At 42.4% G+C, this 21,642-nt stretch carries 21 protein-coding genes; 19 read left to right on the top strand and 2 right to left on the bottom strand.

Going from position 1 to position 21,642, the window contains the following annotated elements:
- Positions 1–109 precede the first annotated feature (109 nt).
- The 6 genes from malQ to Q7P41_RS03325 all read left to right on the top strand — a co-directional run bounded on the left by malQ (position 110) and on the right by Q7P41_RS03325 (position 7,696).
- Positions 110–1,624 carry a 4-alpha-glucanotransferase gene (malQ, locus tag Q7P41_RS03350; protein ID WP_303882116.1) on the top strand — a complete coding sequence of 505 codons (1,515 nt, stop codon included), beginning with the start codon at positions 110–112 and terminating at the stop codon, positions 1,622–1,624.
- 27 nt (positions 1,625–1,651) lie between these two features.
- Complete coding sequence (locus tag Q7P41_RS03345) at positions 1,652–2,596, top strand: chemotaxis protein CheV (protein ID WP_303882115.1); 945 nt, start codon at positions 1,652–1,654, stop codon at positions 2,594–2,596.
- A complete protein-coding gene (locus Q7P41_RS03340; RefSeq protein ID WP_303882114.1) occupies positions 2,571–3,206 on the top strand; it encodes a hypothetical protein in 636 nt (211 codons plus the stop codon). The genes Q7P41_RS03345 and Q7P41_RS03340 overlap by 26 nt, the downstream gene beginning before the upstream one ends.
- 136 nt (positions 3,207–3,342) lie before the next feature.
- Positions 3,343–3,909, top strand: coding sequence for an HDIG domain-containing metalloprotein (locus Q7P41_RS03335; protein WP_303882113.1), 567 nt, complete (start codon positions 3,343–3,345; stop codon positions 3,907–3,909).
- The gene (locus Q7P41_RS03330) at positions 3,906–5,021 is read left to right on the top strand and encodes a metallophosphoesterase (protein WP_303882111.1); all 1,116 of its coding nucleotides are present in this window, start codon (positions 3,906–3,908) and stop codon (positions 5,019–5,021) included. Before Q7P41_RS03335 ends, Q7P41_RS03330 begins: the two co-directional genes overlap by 4 nt.
- The gene (locus Q7P41_RS03325; RefSeq protein ID WP_303882110.1) at positions 5,018–7,696 is read left to right on the top strand and encodes an SMC family ATPase; all 2,679 of its coding nucleotides are present in this window, start codon (positions 5,018–5,020) and stop codon (positions 7,694–7,696) included. The genes Q7P41_RS03330 and Q7P41_RS03325 overlap by 4 nt, the downstream gene beginning before the upstream one ends.
- A 75-nt stretch (positions 7,697–7,771) precedes the next feature.
- Here Q7P41_RS03325 and Q7P41_RS03320 read toward each other — a convergent pair whose 3' ends face one another.
- Positions 7,772–8,173, bottom strand: a complete 402-nt coding sequence (locus Q7P41_RS03320; RefSeq protein ID WP_303882109.1) for a hypothetical protein — start codon at positions 8,171–8,173, stop codon at positions 7,772–7,774.
- Between the two features lie 160 nt (positions 8,174–8,333).
- Here Q7P41_RS03320 and Q7P41_RS03315 point away from each other — a divergent pair, with 160 nt between their 5' ends.
- On the top strand, positions 8,334–8,969 hold the full coding sequence (locus Q7P41_RS03315; protein WP_303882107.1) for a response regulator transcription factor: 636 nt from the start codon (positions 8,334–8,336) through the stop codon (positions 8,967–8,969).
- On the top strand, positions 8,969–10,363 hold the full coding sequence (locus Q7P41_RS03310) for a sensor histidine kinase (protein WP_303882105.1): 1,395 nt from the start codon (positions 8,969–8,971) through the stop codon (positions 10,361–10,363). Before Q7P41_RS03315 ends, Q7P41_RS03310 begins: the two co-directional genes overlap by 1 nt.
- Here the strand turns inward: Q7P41_RS03310 and Q7P41_RS03305 are convergent.
- Complete coding sequence (locus tag Q7P41_RS03305; RefSeq protein WP_303882103.1) at positions 10,310–10,831, bottom strand: DUF2179 domain-containing protein; 522 nt, start codon at positions 10,829–10,831, stop codon at positions 10,310–10,312. The genes Q7P41_RS03310 and Q7P41_RS03305 overlap by 54 nt on opposite strands.
- 288 nt (positions 10,832–11,119) lie before the next feature.
- Between Q7P41_RS03305 and Q7P41_RS03300 the strand changes: the two genes are divergently transcribed.
- The 11 genes from Q7P41_RS03300 to Q7P41_RS03250 form a co-directional block, all read left to right on the top strand.
- Entirely contained in the window at positions 11,120–12,628 is a 1,509-nt protein-coding gene (locus tag Q7P41_RS03300; protein ID WP_303882102.1) for a hypothetical protein, read from the top strand.
- 103 nt (positions 12,629–12,731) lie between these two features.
- Positions 12,732–14,015, top strand: a complete 1,284-nt coding sequence (gene tyrS / locus Q7P41_RS03295) for a tyrosine--tRNA ligase (protein ID WP_303882101.1) — start codon at positions 12,732–12,734, stop codon at positions 14,013–14,015.
- Between the two features lie 18 nt (positions 14,016–14,033).
- Complete coding sequence (locus Q7P41_RS03290; RefSeq protein ID WP_303882100.1) at positions 14,034–14,243, top strand: molybdopterin-binding protein; 210 nt, start codon at positions 14,034–14,036, stop codon at positions 14,241–14,243.
- 137 nt (positions 14,244–14,380) lie between these two features.
- Entirely contained in the window at positions 14,381–15,232 is an 852-nt protein-coding gene (locus tag Q7P41_RS03285) for a lysophospholipid acyltransferase family protein (RefSeq protein ID WP_303882099.1), read from the top strand.
- 86 nt (positions 15,233–15,318) lie between these two features.
- Positions 15,319–16,278, top strand: a complete 960-nt coding sequence (locus Q7P41_RS03280) for a hypothetical protein (protein WP_303882098.1) — start codon at positions 15,319–15,321, stop codon at positions 16,276–16,278.
- Between the two features lie 129 nt (positions 16,279–16,407).
- A complete protein-coding gene (locus Q7P41_RS03275; protein ID WP_303882097.1) occupies positions 16,408–16,983 on the top strand; it encodes a glycerol-3-phosphate responsive antiterminator in 576 nt (191 codons plus the stop codon).
- A 148-nt stretch (positions 16,984–17,131) separates the two neighbouring features.
- Complete coding sequence (gene dhaK / locus Q7P41_RS03270) at positions 17,132–18,130, top strand: dihydroxyacetone kinase subunit DhaK (RefSeq protein WP_303882095.1); 999 nt, start codon at positions 17,132–17,134, stop codon at positions 18,128–18,130.
- Positions 18,131–18,134: 4 nt separating this feature from the next.
- Positions 18,135–18,815 carry a dihydroxyacetone kinase subunit DhaL gene (gene dhaL / locus Q7P41_RS03265; RefSeq protein ID WP_303882093.1) on the top strand — a complete coding sequence of 227 codons (681 nt, stop codon included), beginning with the start codon at positions 18,135–18,137 and terminating at the stop codon, positions 18,813–18,815.
- Complete coding sequence (gene dhaM, locus Q7P41_RS03260) at positions 18,781–19,182, top strand: dihydroxyacetone kinase phosphoryl donor subunit DhaM (RefSeq protein ID WP_303882091.1); 402 nt, start codon at positions 18,781–18,783, stop codon at positions 19,180–19,182. Before dhaL ends, dhaM begins: the two co-directional genes overlap by 35 nt.
- Before the next feature lie 25 nt (positions 19,183–19,207).
- Positions 19,208–20,719, top strand: a complete 1,512-nt coding sequence (glpK, locus tag Q7P41_RS03255; RefSeq protein WP_303882090.1) for a glycerol kinase GlpK — start codon at positions 19,208–19,210, stop codon at positions 20,717–20,719.
- A 142-nt stretch (positions 20,720–20,861) separates the two neighbouring features.
- A partial coding sequence (locus tag Q7P41_RS03250) for an NAD(P)/FAD-dependent oxidoreductase (protein WP_303882088.1) occupies positions 20,862–21,642 on the top strand: 781 nt, incomplete at its 3' end.

Here is a 21,642-nt window from a genome sequence, read left to right as displayed (position 1 = left end):
GTAAACCTCCTTACGTGAGAATTGTTTTTTAAAGAAAGCGTAAATTGACACCAAGAACTCGAAAACATTATACTAACAAGTCAGATATTTTGGTATATCATTTTACCAAATGATGAAAAATATCGCAAACAGGACGGAATATGATTTTATGGTTCACAGGAAAAGTGGGATATTACTTCATTTGACATCATTGCCATCCGGTTGGGGCATTGGGGACATGGGGCCGATGGGGTATCGCTTTGTTGATTTGTTATGGGCGCACGGCCAGTCGGTTTGGCAAATTTTACCATTAAATCCAACGGAGGAAATTTATGATTTTTCTCCATATAACTCAACTTCTGCCTTTGCTGGCAACTCTTTGCTCGTAAGCCTTGAGATGTTGGTTGAGGAGGGTTATTTGTGTAACGATGACCTCCCCTCAAAATTCGGTAGCCCAGATGCCGATTTTAAGCGCGCTTCGAGCGTTCGCAAAAAACTATTACAAAAAGCGTATGATTGCTTCTTCCCAAGCGACGAGTTTCAACTCTTTTGCAAAACAAACGAGTGGTGGCTAGAGGATTATGCATTGTACCAAGCTCTTAAATCTTATTATCGCCTTCCTTGGTACATGTGGCCACAAGATTTGAGAATGAAAGAACCTGGAGCCGTTGATATGGCTAAAGAAAAGTTTGCTGATTATATAAATAAAGAAAAGTTTGTTCAATACGTCTTTTATGATCAGTGGGGCAAGCTGCATCATTATGCAAAGTCTCGAGGGATTGGCATATTTGGGGATATGCCTTTGTACGTAGCGCACGATAGTGCTGATGTATGGGCGAACCAAGAGATGTTTTGCCTAGATGACGAGGGAATGCCGCTTGAAGTCTCGGGTGTTCCTCCCGATTATTTCAGCACAACAGGGCAATATTGGGGTAACCCCTTGTATGATTGGGAAATAATAGAAGAACGAGGATTTGAATGGTGGATAAAAAGGCTCGAACATGCTTTTAGCCTATACGACATGGTTAGAATAGATCATTTTAGAGGATTAGTGGCTTATTGGGCAATACCGTTCTATGAATCCACTGCTGTCAATGGAAGATGGGTTAAAGGTCCGGCAGAAAGGATGTTTGCCGTCTTAAAAAATCGTTTGGGAGATCTTCCGATAATAGCAGAGGACCTCGGGGATATAACGGATGATGTACGTCAATTTATGGATGATCATGATATTCCCGGAATGAGAGTTTTACTTTTTGGAATGGAAAATCCTAAAGGTAACATACATATACCCTTCTACTACAAGGAAAATTGTGTCGCATATACCGGAACACATGATAATAATACCGTGGCAGGTTGGTATTCAGAGGAAGCTTCACCTCAGGCTATAAGGAATTTGGCTCTTTACTTAGGTCGCAAAACGGATGTAAGTTCCGTATCCAGGGACATGATTCGTTTGGTTGAGCTTTCTGTTGCGAAATTGGTAATTATTCCTTTTCAAGATATACTGGGATTAGATTCCAGCTCTAGAATGAATAAGCCTGCTAGCAGGGAAGGAAATTGGCGATGGCGGATGCACGAGGACATGATGAGCGCTCCGGTGCTAAAATGGTTTAAGGAGATCACCGGACTTGCAGACAGATGCTAAAGAGGTCGATAGTAAGGAGGTGGAAAAATGCGAGAAGATCGTATCATCACGGAAGTTGGCACTAACGAATGGCAAGTGGTCGTTTTTACCTTGGGAGATCAAAGTTTTGCCATAAACGTTGATAAAACGAGAGAAATTTTGCGGTGGACCGGAGTCCGCCCCGTTCCTCAGTCGCATCCGGCAATGCTGGGTATTACCACTGTTCGAGGAGAGGTCATACCTTTAATTGACCTTCGCATTTATTTGAATATTACGCCTACGGTTTCCAAAGAACAGAGCAAAGTGATCGTCACGGAGTTTAATCAGATGAAATTAGGATTCGTAGTGGACGGCGTAGAAAGAATTTATCGCATACACTCAGAAGAGCTAGATGCAACCTTAACCGGCACTTTTTTGGGAGAAAACGTTTTATATGTAATTAAAAGGGACGATAGAAACATATTATTGCTGGATTTTGAAAGGATAGTACAAGTAGTAAATCCTCAACTTGCAGACCAATACCAGATGGATTCGGCTAAGATACAAAGTGTTATTTCCGAGTTGGGCGATCCTGATCAATATAGAATATTGGTTGTCGAGGACTCTCCTTTGATAAGAAAGATGATTCAGGACGTACTGGGTAAAGGAGGTTTTCACAACGTAGAAGTGGTATCACATGGCAAGGCGGCTTGGGACAGGTTATGTGATGAGGATGGAGCTTTCGATTTGGTTATAACCGATATTGAAATGCCAAAGATGGATGGTTTAAGCTTAACTAAAAGAATCAAAGAAGATGAGTGTTTGCGTAACATACCCGTGATTGTCTTTTCTTCAATTATGGCTGATGACATTAAAAGAAAGGCGCAGAGCGTGGGTGCAGATGGCCATATTACCAAGCCAGAGATAGAACAATTAATAGTGCAGGTTAGTGAGCTTTTGAAAAGTCGGGAGGATAAAGGGAGAAAATATGATGGGACTACCTCATTGGGATAGAATTGTGAGCTTTGAAGTGCCAATGTGGACTCCATATGGGCTTGACTATAAACCGGTATCGTTCGTAGGCGGGGCAGATCGATTGTTGCAAGACGTTGCGACTTATGCGATGGACCTTGAAAGCGAGCTTATTTATTTAAGCGGAATGCGATATGGAGAAGTTGGAGTCGTTTCTTATGATAAGACCATAGATCCGGGAAGAAGCATATCTTTCCCCCTGGGATTTGTAGTGATTTTTTCCTTTTCTAAGGCGATGGAAAAATTTGTCTCGCGTTTTGTTAAGGAAATGGACGAAATCAAGGTTGGCGTTTGTTTTTGCGACCTTTGGGATAGGGAAATGCCTTTGGGGAAATACAAAGCAATTGCTTTAATAAGCAGTAATCCTTTTTTTGACGACAAAAATTTTTTGGAACATTTTGTTCAAGAACTTGCGAAGAACGTTGACGCCAAAGCTACCCCATCACTATCCTATTTTGCTGAAAAATTTGGTTATCGTCGCTTTTTCATTCCCTATGAAACCGACGATCCGATAGAGCTTGCCATATCGAGCATTTGCAATGAGTTCGAGACTGAGGAGATTATATCCTTGTTAGGTTCTATTGACCATTAAAGGTGATAGTTTAGGTCTATCTATTTAAGGCTCTGCAATGAACTGTCGCTCAAGTTATTCCTCCAGGGCTAATCAAAAGTAACATATTTCATTTGAATCAATTTAAATTTATTGACTATAGAAAGGGGAGTTAGCGATGACCGAGCTTTCAAGAGAGCGGGCTTACGAACTGCTCACCTCACATAATCGTGACGAAAGTCATATTAAGCACGCTCTAGCCGTAGAAATGGCTATGAGGTATTTTGCGAGATATTATGGTGAAGACGAAAATCTATGGGGTATAGTGGGATTGGTCCACGATCTGGACTGGGAGGAATGTCCTGAGGAGCATCCAAAAAAGGGAGTGGAATGGTTAGAGGAAGCAGGATATCCCGAAGAAGTGATACGTGGAGTGCTGGCCCATGCATGGGACATAACAGGTGTTGAGCCTACTTCTTTGATGGAAAAGGTCATTTATACTATTGATGAACTTACAGGGTTTATCATTGCGGTGGCTTTGGTTAGGCCAAGCCGTTCGCTTTCAGATCTTACGGCAAAATCGGTCGTGAAAAAATGGAAGGACAAAGCCTTTGCTAAAGGGGTAAACAGAGAAATTATCGAAAAAGGAGCAGAGATGCTTAACATGCCTTTGAAGGAATTAATTGAACATGTTATTCAGGCATTGCAACCCATTGAACGAGAATTGGGGTTGGGACAAGCTTGAAGATCCTCGTTTGTGCTGATTTGCATGCCGGGGCACGTACGTGGGGAGTTGATAGAAAAGAGGAAATTTTGTTTGCACTATCTCAAATATACGATGTTGCTATGGACTTTGATATTGGTGCTTTGTTTGTGCTCGGAGACGTTTTTCATAGCTTTAGATATCCTGGCGAAGATATTGTAACGCCAGTAGCTGAATTTTTTTCTAAGATTTTAAATCTTAATTCCAAGCCCTTTGTGTATATGCTCAAGGGAAACCATGATTGGAGTGGAATTAAGATTTGGGAGCTTTTTCAGGACGATGGAAGGTTTATCTTCGTGGATGAGGTAACCTTTCTAAGACTTGATGACTTTATGGTATTTTTAGTGCCTTATTTGCGCAAGCATAATTTACCAAAGGGGAAAGAATTAAAAGAATTCCTCGAATCTCAATGGGATTCAGCGCCCGAAGGAGGGGTTCGTCTGTGTTTCGCCCATATGGCGTTAGACGAGACTGTCCCGGGTCTTTCGGAAGTTACTCTTCCAGAGGATATTTTGAGAGACTTAAAGGTCGATAAGACGATATGTGGACATATCCATAGACACGGAAGGATCATGGACAGAGATGTACCGGTGTATTACGTTGGTTCACCCCTTCGTTTGGATTTTACAGAAGAAGATAATCATCTTGGAGTGTATGTCATTGATGAAAAAGCAAATGTGCTAGATATTCCTTTGGAGGGCAGGCCGCTAGTCACCCTGCAATATGAAGACGAAGCAGAAGCATCAGCGCGATTAAAAGAATCGGTTGAATCTGTTTCGCAAGATGCATACATCCGAGTTATTTTAGATCGATCGTCTTTGCCAGCGTCACAGTTGCTGGAAAAATTTCGTTTTTTGGTTGATGAGCGGATAGTTGTTGTCTCGATCAATGAAGGTTTTACCCCCATTACCAGTTCGACTCAAGATCCTTTTGATGTAGTCGCTCTATGGAAACGCTATATAGAATGCCAAGAAGAGGACGATGTAACAAAGCAAATTTTGAAAACTGTCGGCGAAAGTTTGTTGTTAGGGAAGGACCCCTCGACCATATGGCAAGAATTAAAGTTTTATTTTGAAATGGGCGAGCAAGAATGAGACTTTTAGAGTTAAGCGTAAGAAATATTCTTGGTTTAAAAGAGGCCTTTATTGATTTTGAACCAGGAGCTGTAGCTATAGTTGGCCCGAATGGAGCGGGGAAAAGCTCGATCCTCGATTCCTTGGTGTTGGCTCTTTTTGGCTCTACTACCCCTGTAAGGACCGTCAGTAACCAAAATATTATCAGAATAGGTGCATCAGAGGGCTACGTCGTTTGCACCTTTGCCAAAGGCGATTTTAAGTATAAAGTGACGAGAAAGTTTAAGGCTCCCAAGGGGCAACAGGAGGCGCTCTTGGAAAAATACGTTGAGGAGGATTGGACATCTTTAGCCTCTACCGTTAGAGAAGTAAATGAAGGAATCGCGAAGGTGCTTTCGCCTTTCATTGGAAGCATTGAAGATACAACTTTGGGTAGATTGCGTGATGCTTTTATATCTACCGTGTTTGTTCCTCAAGGAATGGTCACTAAATTTGTGGATGTTTCTCCTGGAGAGAGATGGCAAATTTTGGTTGCTTCCTTGGGTTTGGAGAGCGAAAGCAAGCTTCAGGAGAGGGTTCGTAAGGTGGTAGAGGATGCGTCTGCTGAAATTGAGAATATTAAGGGAAATCTATCTCAAATTTCAGATTTCCTTGCAAAGTTACCACCTTTTGAGGGAATAAATGAGGAATTGAGAAACTTAAAAGATAAATTGGAACTACTGGAAAACGAGATTGCCTCGAATGAGGAGGCGATGAAAAAAAGAGAAAAACTTGAGGAGCTTGAATTACGGGTAGCCCAACTCGAAATGGAGCGAGAGGAAGCCAGCATTACTTCTAAGCGGCTTTATGACAATCTTAGGCTCTATGATGCACAGCAAGCTTTAAAAAAACTCATTGCTATTTCCAAAGATTATGGTGACCTTCGCAAAGAAGAAAGGCAAATTAAAGCCAATATTAATGCTATCGAGGAGATTTTAAAGCCAAAATTAAATAAGATAGATCTGTTAAGAAATAGTTACAGAAATTTATATATTAAAATTCAAAAATTAAATAGCACTATCGTATATCGAGATGTTGCGTATAAGTGTATAGATTTAAGTGAACGCTTAAAGAAGTGTGAAGAAGAGATTAAAATTCTTAATGAAGATATAGAAAAAAACAGAAAAGCTCTTGATGATGCCTTGAGACTACACCAAGCCTTAATTTACCAGAAACTCAAGAAGGATTTATCTGAGATAATATGTGACCATAAGCGCACTGCCCGTATTATGGCGGTTGCCCTTGAACAAATAAGAAGCAGATTGATCGACTGGATTAAGCAATTAGCGCCCGATGGCATTGTTGATTTTGATCGTTTCAAGGGCAGAGGTGCCGTTGATCTGGCCAAAGCATTAATTTCCTCTGATTTAGGTCAAGCTTTCTCTGAATGGGCTAACGCTCAAAATAAATCCCTGGTGCTTTTAAAAGAAGGTCGACGGTTAAGGAGAGAGATTGACTCCTTGGGCAACGATATAGTTGTAGCCGAACTTTTTAACGGCGAAATCGAAACTGCTCTAAACGATTTAGAAGAGCACATAAAGATGCTTGAATATAAGAGGCAAAAGTTATCAGGTGCCTTTGAAAAAAGCTCAAGCGACTTTCAAGAAATTAAAGCCTTCTTATTTCAGCTAAAACAAAAACTTAATGGGCATTCGCCAAATGATATCATTAAAGCATGCGGGCAAAGGGAAAATTTATTAAAAGAAATGGAAATGATAAGAAACAATGGCGATGCGCTGAACTTAGAGATTAACCATCTTACCGAGAGAAAACATGGGATGGAAGTTGAATTGGCCAAAATCAGATGGGAATGCGAAAGTGCGAATAAAAAACTTAAAGAGGCCGCAAGCCTCTTTAAAACGATATGTATGAAGTATCAGTTAAGCCATGAAGACAAACGTACATTGGTGCACTGTCCCGATTTGACTCCTTGTAGGCAAGTAGATGTTGAAAAAGCACAAAACCACCTCGAGTGGTTGCGGGGTTTGTTGTACCGAGCTCAAGAGGAACTTCAATGTTTTAGGTCTGAAGTCTCAGATAATATTCCAGATTCGAGCGTGTTGCTGGACCGGAAAAGAAAGCTCGAGGTGGACAAAGAAGCCCTCAAAGACGCTATGAGCAAGCTAAAGTACGATTTACGACAGAGGAAAGAATTGGAAAAAGAGATGAAGTCAACAAGGGAACGCTACGAATGTCTTGACCAGGCATATGATGTTGCCTTAAAACTTCAGAGATACTCCGATGGAAAGAATTTTGTTCGATTTTTAAGCGATACCATACTTAAAGAGCTACTTGGTGCCGTTAACGAGAGTCTTTTATCCAAGGGTTTTTCATTGACGGCGGAAAGCGGAAAGCTTTATGCGGTAGTCAATGGATTTAAGCGGGATGCTGCGAGTTTATCGGGAGGAGAAAGAGCGATAGTAGCCCTTCTAATGCTCAGACATTTGGCCAATAAAGTTGGTTTTAAACAAGTTCTATTTATCGATGAGGGCCTGGCCATGCTAGATGACGAGAATTTAGAAATGATGTTAGACTTATTTGATGATTTAGGCAGGGAAGCATTCGTTGGGGTCATAACACATGATTCTGATTTTGCGTCCCTTTTTCCAAAGCGTATAGAGGTTGAGGCGGGTAGAATTAGGCTGGTTAAAAACTGATGATGTTAACATCCTGCTTTGTGGCAAATTTTGTAGGTTAGCGGGTAGTGTATATGTTAGCTAGCGCCACGTAAATTAAATTTGCTCGCTATCCAATAATTGCCACTCGATCCCGCGAGGTGTGATCTCATATCGCAATAAAATATAACCGCCAATGTGTCCGTCTTCTATGTAAGCGAGGCACCACGAAGGGCCGATGAACCAAACTAAATTTTGATCGTAAATCCCCATAGTTCCCCCGAGCACTCCTCGCCATGGAAAGATGTCAGAGCGCTTGGCAAGCTGATCAATCATCTCTTCCTTCGCAATTCCCTCTGGCCAAGAGGGAGAAGGAGGAATCGTTAAGTGCATTTTTTGATGTTCCCTTTCGAGCGAGGCAAGTTTGTCCTTTAAATTATGTAACTCCACTCCCAAGTAAAGTGAAATGACGATCAAGGCCAATGAGATGCATATGAGTATTTTCTTTGAGTTTAACAAAATTCCACCTCCTTTAAACAAAAGTTATGATACACCAGAAACCAGCACGGTGACAATAATAAGCATCTTTGCGTAATTAAGCTGAAGGATTATAGTTAAAATACTAGTGTAGAGGAAGACGATAGACAGGATAATATTGTTATATTGGAGGCGAATTAAAATGGTCATAAAGGTCGTATTAGCTGATGATCATCCCTTGACACGAGAGGGATTTAAGTCTTATTTGGAAGGAAAAGAAGATATCAAGCTAGTAGGAGAAGCTTCTGACGGTGAGAGCGCTTGGGAAGTGATAAAAGAACAACTTCCTGATGTTGCACTTATCGACATTCGAATGCCTGGTATCGATGGCGTGTCTTTGGTTCGTCGGGTAAGGCAGGAGGGATTGAATGTAGCTTGTCTAATGCTAACTTCCTATGATGCCCAACAATACGTATTAGCCTCTTTGAGGGCAGGGGCAAAGGGTTATATTCTAAAGACCGCGTCGCCAGATGAGCTTTTGCGAGCTATAAAGATAGTGGCATCGCAAGGGGTATACCTGGACAAGGAAGTTGCTTTGGCTGTCGAGGAACCAGGCTTTAGCCCCGAACAACTTTCTCCACGGGAAAGGGAAGTCTTATTATTGGCCGGAAGAGGAGAATCGAGCAAGGAAATAGCTTCGAAGCTCTATATAAGCGAAAGGACCGTGCAAACGCACTTGGCATCAATATACGATAAGTTGGGAGCACGCAACAAAACTGAAGCTCTGCTTCTGGCCTTAAAATATGGTGTAGTAACTTTGGAGGAATTGCTGGAATAATGAGAAGACATTTGCTCTTGATTCTTACGTTGTTGGTATTAATCCCTTCCCTTGCAATCCTGATTGTTACTGGGTGGGGAGTTGTTGAACATGAAAGGGCCATGAAAAAGATAGCTGAATCTTACGTGTTGGACTTGGCACAATCAGTGGCCATGCGAGTGGACAGGCCGCGTTTTATGCATCGTGCCCAGATGATGACACCGCCGAGAGCACTTGATTCCTTTGTCTTGGATATCTCATTGCCGGGATGGGTTGCTCTGGTAGATGAAAGCGGAAATTTGCTAGCTGCATCTTCGCGGGCGCAAGATGTATTGCCGCAAATTTGGCAGGGAGGCATTCCTGTGGGAAGGACGACATTGGTGGAAGGTCCTTTTGGCGATACCTATACGATTGCAGCGATTCCTACGTCGCAAGGATGGTATGTGATTTCTGCTGTAGCATGGTCGCAATTATTGGGGCCAATGGTACGCTTTTCTCATTTGTGGCCTGCTGCTGTTGGGCTCTTGGCCATAGCCGGGATGTGCGCGGTGTGGGCCTTTTGGCGATGGCTCATAATGCCTTTACTTTCGCTGGAGTCTGAAGTGAGTACTTTGAAGTGGGGGAAAGATCTTCCTAAACCTGACGATCCACCTGCCGTATGGGAACTTCGGAGACTCAGGAAAGTTTTGTACCAGTTAGCTCAAACTGCCAGAGAAAGAGAGGAGCTTAGGCAGAGATATGTTTCGGATTTAGTTAGGGTTCAAGAAGAAGAAAGAACAAAACTAGCTAGAGAGATACATGACGGCCCCCTCCAGGACGTTACGGCGTTGTTACAGAGAATCTTGCTGTTGAAGCAAGAGAGCTGGAACGAAAGAGCAGAAAAATATATAGAAATAGCCGAAGAAAGTGCCGTTGCTGCCGTAAGGGAGTTGCGTGTATTATGCGATACGCTTTCACCGCCTTGGCTAGACTTGGGATTAGTACAAGCTTTAACGGAGCTGACCGATCGACTTGCTCGCACATATGGAGTTAAGATTTATTTAGAGGCGAGTGAACTGCCAGAAGTGAGCAAAGACATAATTCTTGCCTTCTTTAGGATAGCACAAGAGGCAATTAACAATGCGGTGAAACATGGTTGTGCGAAAAATGTTTGGGTTAAAGTCTCATATGATGGAGAATTTATTGTGCTTCAAATTGAAGATGATGGCAGTGGGTTTGAATTTGAAGGGGATGTAGAGGCCTTAAGGGTCAAGGGGCACAGGGGGATTGCCAACATGGTAGAGAGAATGCGCATGATTAAGGGAAAAATTGACGTACAGTCGTCCTCTTTAGAAAAAGGAACAACGATCACTTGCAAGGTCTCATTTCCCCTTATTAGTGGAGAAGAAACCCCCCGAGACGCTTTTAACATCTGAAATGTAAACGAAACCTAATCCCTTTACCTTGCCCAAGACATCGCTGATTTTTTTTCTTTCACAAACGATTTTGAGGATCATCCTCTCACCGTTCTTTCCTCTGCCAGAAAGAACGGTGGTGCCATATCCAGCTTCCCTTAAGGTGTCAACTTTTTCTGATAACAAGGGACTGCTTTCGGCTATCACTTCGACCAGCGCATATCCTGAGAGCAACTTTTCCTCAAGGAACGCCCCAAGATAATTGCCCGCTGCGAATCCGCCGGCATAAAAGACTATCTCGGGAGGGCTTAATTTTCCCCCTCCCAAGACGACGGAAAGGGCGATTATATATATGCTCACTTCGCAAAAGCCAATCAAAGCAGCTCTTAATTTCATGCCTCGAACCAATAATAGAATGCGGAAAGTCCCCATCGAAACGTCCGCCATCCTAGCGAAAAAAATGAAAAAAAGGCCCAAGACGGTCGTCATTGTTCATCGCTCCTAACGTTTTTATCATGGTGGTGATGTCATCGGCAAAATGATATATTTATACGAGTTATCATGAAAGGTATCTTGCCTAGTGTTATTCTAATACTGTTATTCTATTATTGTAAATTAAACTAAAACTAGCAAGCACGTTTTGGTCAGCCTTTAGTCGCGCTTTGCTGGATACTAAAGTGGCTGCTGAATTTTTATAAATTGTCCTGAATAATAACGGCAAGGAATCCTTGTAAGCTATTATGATGTATTATATTTTTAACTGAGGAGGGAAGTTCTTTGCAGAATAAGAGATTAAAAAACACCCTTGTCTTTTGGTTCTCTTGTATGGTTGCATTGGCCATTTTGATATCAGGACTGTTTTTTTTGGGTAAGCCAGTAACGAAAAAAAGCTTAGTTGGTGCACTGCCGGTTCCTGACGAAGGGTCATTTTATATATTGTATGTAGACGAAAGTCCTACTTTATTACAAATGAGGAATTTTGTTTCTTTAAATAAAGTTCTTCTTGCGTTTCCGTTCTTCGATAGATTTGACTTCAGATTTATTAGCATGTTTTTAACTATTCTTGAGGATTCAAAAAACACTGCTTTCATTGCATTTCCTTTGGAAAGAAAGTTCTATTTGGCGATCGAACCCGAAGAAGATACGATTCTATCAGTTGCCTCAGGCGATCTGCCTCCAAATTGGAAGAAGCCCTTTCCTGATATAAGCTATGAACTTGTAGAAGGTCGCTTCAAAGTCGATGTGTCACATGATTTTTCTTTGTGGATGACTATCAGTGAAAATGTTCTTTTTATCTCCACTTCAATCGATGATCTAAACCTCATGGAACAAAACATAACTGATAAAAGAAAGCCATCTTTTCCTTGTTGGCGCATACAAAAAGATTGGCCCGGTCATTTGACATGTCACATGCCATCTGGAGTCGTATCCTTTAATGGTTTTGAGAATATTCCTTCGGGGGTAGAGTTGGCTTGGTTTTCGGATAACGAAAAGCTTCAAGCAGAATGGATGATAGAGGGGATAGAAGGAATATTTTCTGACGAAGAAATAAAGTTATTTCAACCGCAAAAATGGGTTGGGAAATATGTATTGCCAACTCAGCGATCTTTGTCTTTGGGGGTCACTATGGTCGATACCCCCGAGCTTATGGAAAGCGTGCCTCTACTTGCTAACGCGTTTGGTCAAACAAACGAAAAAATGCTGGAGTTTTTGAAGGGCCAAATGATCCTAACAGTTGGAGGGAAAGCTGATGTGTTTTCCTTTTCTTTGCCAGGGATACTTCTTCAATTTCCCAATAGAGGAGAGATTGGCAAAACCATAGTGAGCGATATATGGCGAAACAGGCTTAAAAGTTTATCAATTAACAGAAGTTCTATAGCAGGTTATGAAAGTGGAGGGGCCATTGAGCTGCCGATATCCCTGATAGCAGTTTCTAGCGACGAATTGACTTTGATTGGCCTTATTTCGAAGGAGAGTCTCTCAAGCGGAGTTTCCTTGGAAGAAGCTTTTCCTGAAATTGTGGAGCGGGAGTTTCTTCTTTGGGTCGATATAGATTTCGGCTCCGTGGCTAACGATATTGAAAGAATTCTTTCTATAGGGGATATTATAGGTGACATGTTCAACTCTGAGGTGTCTGAAGGCATGCCGTTCGATAAGAAATTTGGGAAGTTATTTAAAGTTGCAGATGAGCTAAGGAACGCAGGTCACTTATTTATTGGAATACATAATCTTAGTAATGGTGAGATAGTTTGGCAGTATAATAATTTAAACGTATATGGACAATAATTAGATGCAATGACTGTCATTTGTCGTATTTTATATGGGTGGCATTTTATACGAATTGTATAAATAGACTTTAAAAATATTACGTATTTCAGGAGGAATATCAATGGAAAGGGATTTATTCCAAATTTTGCAGGAAAGAGGATTTGTAGAATGGTGTAGCGATCCTGATGAATTATCCCGCGTTTTTAGGACCAGACTTACCTCTGGATATATAGGGTTCGACCCTACTGCAGATAGCCTTCACGTTGGACATCTAGTTCCAATAATGGGTTTAGCATGGCTGCAACGTGCTGGACATCGACCCATAGCCGTGGCGGGTGGAGGCACGGGCTTGATCGGCGACCCTTCTGGAAAGACCAAAGAAAGACAGCTTTTGACCTTAGAGCAAGTTGAGCGCAATATGGACTCAATAAAAAAACAGATTGAACACTTCTTGGATTTCGATTGCGGGGCGTCGTCTGCCAAGATCATTAATAACTATACCTGGTTATCTAAATTAGGATTGCTTGAATTTTTAAGGGATATTGGAAAACATTTCACCGTTAATTTTATGATTGCCCGCGATTACGTCAAAAGTAGGATTGAAGATCCTGATAAATCCATTACATACACAGAATTTTCATACATACTCTTACAAGCCTATGATTTCTGCCATTTATATCAAAATGAAAACTGTGCGCTACAAATGGGTGGAAATGATCAACAGGTCAACATAATTGCCGGCATAGATCTCATTCGTAAGAAACTTGGAGCCAAAGCCTATGGACTTACATACCCGTTGCTTTTAACTGCCTCGGGGCAAAAATTTGGCAAAACTGAAGAAGGGACAGTTTGGCTTTCGCCAACGCGCACTACGCCATATAAGTTTTATCAATTCTGGATAAATGCAGATGATCGCGATGTGTCTAAATTTCTAAAGCTTTTTACTTTTCTCCCGCTTGGCGAGATAGAGGGGATAATGAACGAGCACAACAAGTGTCCGGAGCTGCGCCTGGCTCAAAAGAAGTTAGCTTACGAAGTAACCCGTGTTGTACATGGCGATGAAATCGTAAAAAGGGTTAAAAAAGTTAGCGAAATACTTTTCGGAGAATCATATACTCTTGATGATCTTACTTTGGAGCTTTTGGAGGAAATAGGCCGGGAGGTTCCAAGTGGATATATTACTGGAATTCCTGCTTCCCTCATTGATGTGATGGTAAAAGTGGGTGTTTGTTCCAGTAAGAGTGAGGCACGCAGGTTAATCCGTAGCGGCGGTGTTGCGATAAATGGCGAGAAAGTGGTTGATGAAAATTATGAAGTTCACAACAATGAATTTCTGTACGGAAAATATATGTTGTTAAAACTTGGGAAGAAGAGGTATCATTTAATCAAATGTATTAGTTCTTGATAAAAGAGGTGACATTCGATGAAAATAAGTGCAAGGAACGTGTTAAAGGGAAAAGTTATAAAGGTCGTTCATGGTGCTGTTAATTCTGAGATTACGTTGGAATTGCCCGGAGGACAGCAAATAGTTTCGATTATTACCAAGACCTCGGCAGAAAGACTGGGGCTAAAAGAAGGGATGGATGCCTACGCTGTGATTAAGGCATCCGAGGTAATGGTGGCGACTGATTGAAGTTTCTTGGCATGGCGATGCCCTAATTAAGCGACAATATGAGTTGAAGCAGCAAATAAAGCAGGAAGCCAGCTTCCTGCTTTATTTGTAGTATATTATAGTAGGGGTAATATCTAGAAATAAGGGGAAAAAATAAAATGAGCGTAACGGCCAGCCTTATAAAAGGAGCGCATCTCCTTGTAAAGCCAGGCATAAGAGCCAACATATTAACATGTCTATTGTATAATATGGCCCGTCTTGTTGGAATTCGCAAAGAAGTTGCCTTGATGAATTTAAAGATAGCTTATCCCGATAGCAGCCCTGCATGGAGGAAAGAGGTTTTAAGAAAGCTTTATTATCATCTAGCTTTGTCCGTAATGGAGTTTCTTGCCTTAACCAAAAATCCATCAGCAGTATCGGAATGGGTGACTAGGGTAGAGGGTGAAGAGTATTTAAAGAGCATGACGGAAACTGGAAAAGGGGTAGTATTGCTCACTGGTCACATGGGAAATTGGGAACTTTTGGCAGCCTGGTTAATTTACAGGGGATATCCTTTAGTTGCGGGAGTTCGTGATCCCGACAATGTGCATATTTCTGAGTTATTAGCGAGCTATAGAGGAATGTTAGGCGTGGAAACCATACCTAAAAAGAGATTATTGTTGAGGGGTGCTAAGTTATTAAAACAAGGAAAGTTTATTGGAATCTTGGCCGATCAAGATGGAGGGAAAGATGGGATCAATGTTTCTTTTATGGGCAAAGTGGCCAGCACAGTTGGGGGGCCGGCCGCATTAAGTCTGCTAGTGAAGGCCCCTGTTGTCCCCATTGTTTCCTATAGAGTTGCCCCCTTTAAGCATGAGGTATTGGTTCTGCCTCCCATAGAGCCACTTTGCGATTTATCAAGGGACGATGCTATAAAAAAGATGACCGAGATGTTTAACGAGTTATTGGAATGTTTTGTCAAGAAACATCCCGAACAGTGGTTGTGGCTTCATAGGCGATGGAGGTCTTAAATTTATCCTATAAGCATTATTAACATTAAGCCAGGACTTGTTTCTGGGGCAATCTAAGGGTAAACTTATAATGGGAGATAGAGGGGGTGAAGCGCAATATGCGCTTATATGAATTAATGTCCTCAGGAGAGATAGCAAGATTGCCTGATAGTAGCTCTGTGGCAGGTATCCCAGTGGAATTCTCCCCCCTTGTTGTGCTCTTTATGCCCTTTAATAGAGTTTTAATCGGAAGCGCTTTTTGCGGGAGTTACGAAGTATGGCATTGGGGTAAAATGGGAAGCTATCAATGGAACGAAGTTACATTATGTCATAATAAAGCGAAAGTTTTTGACATGGGCTTGCTTGGGAGAATTCTACTGACGAAAGAATCGGTCAACATGTTGCGTAAAGGATTGCTCGAGCTTTTAGAACCGCCCGGGGATCATGAGATGACTATTTCCGTTCTGCATAGTATTATGCGTAAACGAACTGCAACAACAACCAAAAAGAGCGAAATTATAAAGCCTTATTATATGAATACTCTAGATAGCTGCGTTAAAGATATCACACTGGAAACTGCTTATTGGGGACTAAGATGGGCTTTGCATTGGAATATGACTGAATCCGTAACTCGCATGAAAATATGGTTATCTAGAGCTATTGATGTTTTAGATCCCTCTTACATTCCTCCTCCCCCGATGTGGTTTTCTTTATCAAAACTTCCAGATGAATCAACTTTACACGAGTGGGAAGAAAGTGGCTTTATGACAGATCAATTGAGACATTTTGAGCTCAGTAAAAGCAATCCTACAGTCATCAAAGGCGTAGACTCGTACCTTTTGCGGTATATTTATCATTTTAAAGAAGCCTTTGAAGCTCAATCCTTATATACATGGCTGAGCTTGAGCATGCCCTTGTGGGGAGATTTACGCACCAGGTGTTTACTTTCCTTATCAGAAGTCATTTTTGCCTGCTGGGGTTTCCGGGATGCAGTGGATGGCGCTAATGAAATGATGCTCTATGGCAAAAGCGCGAAGGAAATGGGGAATTTGATCGCCATTTCTTGATAAAGCGTACAATTAAATTACATTTTTAGTTGTACGCTGGCGCTGTACCTGGTAGAATAGATTACAGGAAGTCAAGCAAATGCAAGCCTTGATAAATAGTGAAAAATATTAAAGGGGTTGCGAATTCCTGTGGTTGGACAAAGCGATTTGAAGAATTTGCTAAGGAAAAATTCAATAATTCCCGCTTTGAGGTCCAGTAAAGATGTCGATGCAGCGCTGAAGATAGCGCCAAAGTGCGTTTTTGTCCTCGAGTCCTCGATCGAATCCTTAAGAAGTGTTGTTGATGAATTAAAAAAAAGAGGCCATATCGTATTTGTCCATGCAGACCTAGTAGAAGGGTTAAAAACCGATCCCTCGGGAATAAGATTCTTAGTTCGTGAAGTTAATCCTGATGGCTTGATAAGTACTCATAAAAGTGTTATTGAAAATGCCAGGGATTTACATTTACTAACCATATTGCGAATCTTTTTGCTGGATTCTCAAGCCTTTAGAAAAGGCAAACAGTTAGCCTACAGCGTGAATCCAGATTTTGTTGAAGTGCTCCCAGGCATTTCAATGATTTCTGTCGATGATGCCATCCTGAAAGAAATACCATCTCCTTTAATCGCAGGAGGTTTGATAAAAACAATGGAACAAGTAAACGAAATACTTTCAAGGGGAGTTTTGGCGGTCTCAACCAGCGAAAAAAGCTTGTGGGAACGATAACGACCAAATAAAAATTTGCGACACAAAAATTTCTTGGGCAGGGAGAATAAAAGAGAAAGCCCTGGTGACAGTTGCCGCCACGTGCTTTCTCTTTTATTATATGCTAAATTAGTAGAATGTTACTATGAATGAGGGGGTGTAGGGAAAGATGAAGAAACTCATCAATGATGTTGAAAAAGTAGTTGCAGAATCACTTAGTGGTCTTGCCAAGGCTCATGCTGACATGGTGAAATTACATCCGTCGGTAAGGGCAGTGTTAAGGGCAGACTCTCCCCGGGAAAAAGTTGCTGTAATCTCGGGTGGTGGCAGCGGACACGAGCCCATGCATGGAGGGTATGTGGGGTTTGGCATGCTGGATGCGGCTTGTCCCGGCGAAGTCTTTACTTCTCCTACTCCGGACCAGATGTATGAGGCAGCAAAGGCCGTCGATGGAGGGAAGGGCATTCTTTTTATAGTTAAGAATTATACAGGGGACATCATGAACTTTCAGATGGCCGCAGACATGTTGGCTGCCGAAGGTATACCTGTGGAACAGGTAGTCATCAATGATGATGTTGCCGTAGAGGATTCTCTTTATACTGCTGGTCGACGTGGCGTAGGAGGAACTGTCCTGGCTGAGAAAATAGTTGGTGCGAAGGCTGAGGAAGGCGGAACGCTGGAAGAAGTCAAGAGGATGTGCGAGCATGTGAACGCTAATGTACGCTCGATGGGCATGGCTCTTTCTCCTTGTACTGTCCCGGCAGCAGGAAAGCCCACGTTTGAACTTGGCCCCGATGAAATGGAAATAGGAATTGGAATTCATGGAGAACCGGGAAGACATCGTATGAAAATTAAACCTGCTAGAGAAATAGTAGAGATGTTAACAAGTGCTATAGTAGAAGACTTGCCCTTTAAAGCCGGAGATGAAGTTTTGGCTTTTGTGAACGGTATGGGAGGGACCCCTCTATCTGAACTTTATATAGTCTATAACGATCTGAGCGATTTCCTTGGTAAGAAGGGCATTAAAATCGCTAGAAGTTTGGTTGGAGATTACATTACTAGCCTTGAGATGCAGGGCTGTTCAATAACCCTTTTACGCCTTGACGATGAAATGAAAAGGTTATGGGATGCTCCTGTTTGTACTCCGGGACTTAGATGGGGGATGTAATAAGTTGGACAATGAGAAGTTAGATGTCAATACAACCATCGCAATATTGGAACGCATAAAAGACATAATTGAGGCAAATAAAGACTATCTAACAGAGCTTGATTCTGCGATTGGGGACGCCGATCATGGCATCAACATGAACAGGGGATTTTCAAAAGCAATAGAAAAGGTGCGGAACAATCAGTACTTCGATATTGGATCAATTTTCAAAGACGTGGCCATGAGTTTAATGAGTACCGTTGGTGGAGCGGCGGGACCTCTTTACGGTACATTTTTCATGAGGGCTTCAATGAAGCTTGCCGGTCATAAAGAAGCTGATCTTACATTATTGGCCCAAGCCTTTCGCGAAGGGTTAAATGGAGTGATAGCCTTGGGCAAGGCCCAGCCGGGAGACAAGACTATGGTCGATGCTCTCATCCCCGCCATAGACGCTTTAGAAACGGCCGCAAAGGAAGGATCATCTTTAAAAGATGGGTTGGCAAAGGCTTTAGCAATGGCTGAAAAGGGGATGAAGGATACTATACCGTTGGTGGCAAAAAAAGGACGAGCAAGCTATTTGGGTGAAAGGTCGGCCGGGCATCAAGATCCGGGAGCGACATCCAGTTATTTAATCTTAAAGGCCTTTTATGAGGCTTTGGAGAATTTAGGTCATGATTGGAATTCTTGTAGTATGTCACAGCGCTAAGGCTGCGAAAGGTATTGCAGAAATAGCATCTCAGATGGCTGGCGAAAAAGTCAAAGTAGTAGGGGTAGGAGGAAATGAAGAAGGCGGAATCGGAACTTCTACTGCTGATATTTACGCCGTGTTGAGCGAACTCCTAAATGAATGCGAAGGCGTCGTGGTCATTCCTGATTTGGGAAGCGCTGTTTTGTCCACCAAAGCTGCTCTAGAATTTTTGACAGATGAACAGAAAAGCAAGGTAATCATCGCCGATGCCCCTGTTTTAGAAGGAGCCATGATGGCAGCTGTAGAAGCTAGTACTGGTTCCCCAAAAGAAAAGGTTATGCAAGTGGCAGAGAGCGCCCACTTGCTCAAAAAACTTGTTAATTAAGAACAAAAACAAGGAGGAGATAAGAATGGCAAAAAAATACGTGGCGGCCATTGACCAGGGGACAACGAGTACGAGGTGCATGATATTCGATAAGGAAGGCAATCCGGTGTCCAGTAGCCAAATGGAGCATGAGCAAATTTATCCTCAGCCTGGGTGGGTAGAACATGATCCTATGGAGATCTGGTCACGTACTCAGGACGTCATCCGAGGTGCTTTAGAAAAGGGCAACATAGATCCTAACGAGATTGCAGCCGTTGGCGTAACAAACCAAAGGGAAACCACGATTGTATGGGATAAGGATACGGGTAAGCCTGTCTACAACGCTATTGTATGGCAATGCATGAGAACTCAGGATTTTTGCCTAGAATGGGAAAAAGAATCTGGTGCAAACGAATGGGTTAACCGAAAGACGGGGCTCGTCATAAGCACTTATTTTTCTGGACCCAAGATTAAGTGGATATTAGACAATGTCCCCGGTGTGAAGGAAAGGGCTCAAAAGGGTGAGCTTTTGTTTGGCAATATCGATACTTGGGTCATTTGGAATTTAACAGGAGGCCCAAATGGTGGAGTACACGTCACGGATGTGTCCAATGCATCTAGGACAATGCTCATGAACATCGAAAAGTTAGAATGGGACGAAGAAATATTGGACTTCCTAGAAATTCCAAAATCCATGCTGCCTGAAATTAAACCCAGTAGCTGTGTTTACGGCCATACTACGTCAAATGGAGCATTTAAAGCAAGCATCCCCGTAGCAGGAGATTTAGGCGATCAACAGGCGGCCGTTTTTGGTCAAGTGTGTTTCGATCCTGGAGAGGCTAAAAATACGTACGGAACAGGAAACTTCATGCTATTGAACATAGGTGAAACGCCTACTCTTTCAAAAAGCGGATTGCTAACGACGGTCGCATACGGACTCGAGGAAGGCAAAGCAGTTTATGCCCTTGAAGGATCTATGGCCATTACTGGAGCTGCGATACAGTGGTTGCGCGATAACTTAAGGTTATTCGATGATGCGGCTGATTCCGAATGGTTTGCCAGCAAGGTCGAAGATGCAGGAGGAATATACTTCGTTCCAGCCTTTTCAGGGCTGTTTGCTCCCTATTGGGACATGAGGGCAAGGGGTTGTATTGTTGGATTAACTCGCTATATTAGAAAAGAGCATATAATTAGAGCCACCCTAGAGTGCATCTGTTATCAAACTTTAGATGTCCAAAAGGCAATGGAGGCCGATTCGGGGGTACCTCTGACAGAGCTAAAAGTTGATGGCGGCGCAGTGCGTAATAACCTTCTCATGCAGTTGCAAGCCGATCTTTTAGGTGTGCCTGTAGTGCGTCCCAGGGTTAACGAGACGACGGCTCTCGGAGCTGCCTACGCAGCTGGCCTTGCTACGGGATTTTGGACAAGCCTGGATGAGTTGAGACATCACTGGAAGGTTGATAAACGATTTGAACCTGCTATGGCCGCAGAAACAAGGGATGAGATGTACAGGGGCTGGAAAAAAGCGATCGAAAGGGCCAAGGGATGGATAGATTAATTTAAACTGTTGACTTAGAACTTGGCGAAGACCTAAGAAATTTTATGTGATGTGCATGAGAGGGAGAGAGGTGCACTTAAGGTTGTGCCTTTCTCCCTTTTTAAATTGTTTTACGGGCTATAAAGTTTTTGGAGGTGATTTTGTGAGTACCCGTTATTACGATGTGATCGTGATTGGTGGTGGAATTGTAGGTTCCACAGTTGCCCGCGAGTTGTCCCGTTATGATATTAAAGTAGCCGTTCTTGATAAAGCGTCGGAATTACCTTCAGGTGCTTCAAGGGCAAATAGTGGCATGGTTCATGCAGGTTACGACGACGAACCAGGTTCTATTAAAGCTCAGTTTTGCCCGAAGGGCAACCTAATATACAAGAATTTGCGCGAAGAACTTGACTTCACGCTTAATGAAGTTGGCTCTTATGTTTGTGCCTTAGACAAGGATGAGATAGCTCATCTGGAGTTGCTGCTTGAGCAAGGCAAGAAGAACGGGGTTCCTTCGGTAGAGATAATAAGTGGTGATGAATTGCGGTCGCGTGAACCCAATGCATCAAGGGAAATCATCGCAGCCCTCTGGGCTCCCACTGGTTGTACCATTAACAATTTTGAAGCTGTACTTGCTTTCATGGATAATGCGCAGCAAAACGGAGTGGAATTGTTTTTGGAGACAGAAATGTTGGATGTGATCCTTTCTCAGGATAAAAGACAGGTCGTTGGTGTTAAAACGAATCGGGGAATGTTTTTAAGTCCCATAGTCATAAACGCAGCTGGGGTGCATTCAGACGAGGTAGCACGCATGGTAGGTGACGACAGTTTTATCATACACCCAAGGAGAGGAGACTATTTTATCTCTGACAAATATGTCGGAAATCTGGTTAAAAGTTTCTTTTTTGCATGTCCTTCCGAAGCTGGTAAGGGCATAACCGTAG

The sequence above is a fragment of the Acetomicrobium mobile genome (genome assembly GCF_937920065.1).
The sequence above is the reverse complement of the archived record's forward strand: the minus strand, read 5'-3'. Positions and strand labels throughout refer to the sequence as shown.